The sequence below is a fragment of the Candidatus Viridilinea mediisalina genome (assembly GCF_002532535.1).
GTDB classification, from domain to species: Bacteria; Chloroflexota; Chloroflexia; order Chloroflexales; family Chloroflexaceae; genus Viridilinea; species Viridilinea mediisalina.
On record NZ_NQWI01000254.1, the window covers coordinates 1 to 2,078 of the forward strand.

Genomic DNA, 2,078 nt, shown 5'->3' on the forward strand with positions numbered 1-2,078 from the left:
GGCATCGTAGTGCCGACGTTAGTCGGCTGAGGTCTTTGGCAGCGATGGGAGCCGACTAACGTCGGCACTACCTACGGCCTCTCAGGGTGGCAACGCAACGGGGCAATCAACAACATCCGCCTCCCCGCCTCCCCGCCTCCCCGCCTCCCCCCTCCCCGCCTCACGCCTCCCCGCCTCCTCGCCTCCCCGCCTCCCCGCCTCCCCGCCTCCCCCCTCATCCCTCATCCCTCATCCCTCATCCCTCATCCCTCCCCCCCCACCTCCTCCAACACCCGCAACACCAGCAGCGCATCCTGGCTATCCAGCCCCTCGCACAGCCCGTGCCACGCGCGTTCGCCCGCCCAGATGCGCCGCACCGCCTCGGCGATGAGCCAGCCCTTGGCTTCCAGTTGGGGAAGTCGTTCTTCCACACCTACCCGCGCCGCCCCGTCGCCCTGCGCGGCGGCGACAATCGCCTGGATCAAGGGGCCAAACTGCTGGTCAATGTGGTAGCGGTTCCCTGCAAACTGCGCGAAGGTTTCACGCTCGCGGCGGCGGTAGGCGGCGGCGGCAGCAGTGTCGCCCGCCAGGTCGGCGAGGGTGGCGAGGATGCTCAGGATCTTCCAGATTTCAGATGAGGCATCAAGTTGCTCGCGGATCGCCAGCGCCCGCGCCGCGTAGCCCTGCGCCTCGCTGAGGCGTGTGGCCGCCATGCGCCCGGCGCGTATTTCGGTGGCGAGGAGGTCGGCGAGGTTGCTGAGGTGGCTGGCGTGTAAGGCGCTATCAGGCTGCACCTGCTCATCAAGCGCCAACGCCCGCCGATACCAGCCCTCCGCCTCGGCGGGGCGGCCCGCGCCTTCAGCGACGATCGCCAACTCGTTGCAGGTCGTCGCCGCGCCCGCCTGGTCGTTGTGGCGCTCTGCGATCGTAAGACTCTCACGGTAGTAGCCCTCGGCGGCGGCCCAATTGCGTTGCTCTTCGGCGACCCGGCCCAACTGGTGGTAGGCTGTCGCTTCGGCGCTTGGCTCGTCGAGGCGGCGGAAGAGCGCCAGCGCCTCTTGATAGCGCCGTGTCGCCGCGTCATAGTCGCGCTGCCTGAGCGCCAGGGTGCCGAGTTGGCCGAGAACCACCCCCTCGCCACGCGGGTCGCCGCCAAGTGTACGTTTGAGATCCAAGCTCTGCTCATACGCCTCGCGTGCCGCCGCGTAGCGCCCCTGGTCGCCCAGCGCATCGCCCAACTCGGTGAGCAGCCCCCCGCGCTGGCGGATGTTGAGCTTGTCCTCCGGCGCTTGGGCGATCAACGCCTCAACCAGCGCCAGCGCCGCCCGCAGCCGCTGCTCGGCGGCGGCGGGTTGCCCGCCCAAGCGAAGGCAGCGCGCCAGCCATGCCAGGGTGAGAGACTCCTCATAGGAGCCGGGGCCGCGCGCTGCGCCAGCGGGCTGCTGGCGAATGCGTTCGTGCAGTTGGCTGAAGAGCTGGTAGGCGCGTGGCAGGTCGCCCCGGTTAAAGGCATCCTCGCCCGCGCCATACGCCTGCAGGTAGGCGGCGCGGCTCAAGCCCGCTGCCGCTTGCAGGTGGGCCGCTGCCGCCGCTTGCACTTCGCGTAGCCGCACCAACTCGCGGCCCATGCCGAAGTCGTTGAGGAACCTGGCTATCTGATTCGCCATCACCACCACCTGCTCCTGGGCCTGCTGGCGCTCGAGCAGGCCCAGGGCGCGGCGCAGGTTGGGCAGTTCGCGCTGCACCAGGGCGCGTACCGCCATGGGGTTGCGGTCGTCTTCGTGATAGAGCCACTCAGCCAACTCGGCGTAGCGCGTGGCGTAGCGTTCCAGCAACTGCTGCGGCTCGCCGTGGCGGGCGCGCAGCGCCGGTGCGAGGATGGGGTGGAAGCGGAGGTAGGGTGGGTTTATGTTAGGGATGTGTTCAACACTGAGCAGCGCGGCGCGTTCGAGCGCATCACGCAGCGGCTGCCAGGTCGCTGCGGGTAGCTCGCTAATCTCTAGCAATTGGATCTCTAGTGCCCCACCCTCAAAGGGGGCGAGCAGCGGCAGCAGCGCCCGCTGCTCATGGCTCAAGCGGCGCAGCGAGTAGTCGAGCGA

At 69.0% G+C, this 2,078-nt stretch carries 1 protein-coding gene; it reads right to left on the bottom strand.

Annotated elements, in window-relative coordinates; all coding sequences use genetic code 11:
- Positions 1-242 precede the first annotated feature (242 nt).
- Positions 243-2,078 (bottom strand): tetratricopeptide repeat protein (locus tag CJ255_RS21810; RefSeq protein WP_133117023.1); only part of this gene is annotated, 1,836 nt, incomplete at its 5' end.